Here is a 506-nt window from a genome sequence, read left to right as displayed (position 1 = left end):
GCCAGGTGCCCCAGGCCTTGGCCACGCCGTCGGCCTGGCGCGACAGGCCGGCGAAGGCGTCCAGCGTGTCGCGATGCGTCGAGGGATCCATCAGGCCGCGCTGGTCGAACTGGCCCTGGATCTCCACCAGCACGTCGCCCAGGCGGCGCATCAGCCCGACGCTGGTCGGCTGGTCGTTCACATAGGCGCGCGACCGGCCGTCGGCGGTGACAACCCGGCGCAGGATCAGCGCGCCCTCGGACGCGTCCAGATCGGCCTCGCGCAGGACGGCGTCGACGGCTGACGGGTCGGACAGCTCGAAGGCGGCGATGACGGTGGCCTGCTCCGCGCCGTGGCGCACGAGGCCGGAATCCGCACGCTCGCCCAGGGCGAGGCCCAGGGCGTCCAGCAGAATGGATTTACCGGCACCGGTCTCACCGGTCAGCACCGACAGGCCCGGCTCGTAGGCGAGGTCGAGGCGGTCGATCAGCACCACATCCCGGATCGAGAGCGACGCCAGCATGGGC

The 506-nt window shown here is 72.1% G+C and carries 1 protein-coding gene; it reads right to left on the bottom strand.

What is annotated here, in order from left to right; all coding sequences use genetic code 11:
• A partial coding sequence (locus JJ959_RS21330) for an AAA family ATPase (RefSeq protein ID WP_292888510.1) occupies positions 1-502 on the bottom strand: 502 nt, incomplete at its 3' end.
• Positions 503-506: the final 4 nt, after the last annotated feature.

Origin of the sequence: Nisaea sp. (genome assembly GCF_017640745.1) — a bacterium.
Taxonomy (GTDB): domain Bacteria; phylum Pseudomonadota; class Alphaproteobacteria; order Thalassobaculales; family Thalassobaculaceae; genus Nisaea.
Note: the sequence above shows the minus strand (reverse complement) of the source record. Positions and strands in the feature narration are given on the sequence as shown.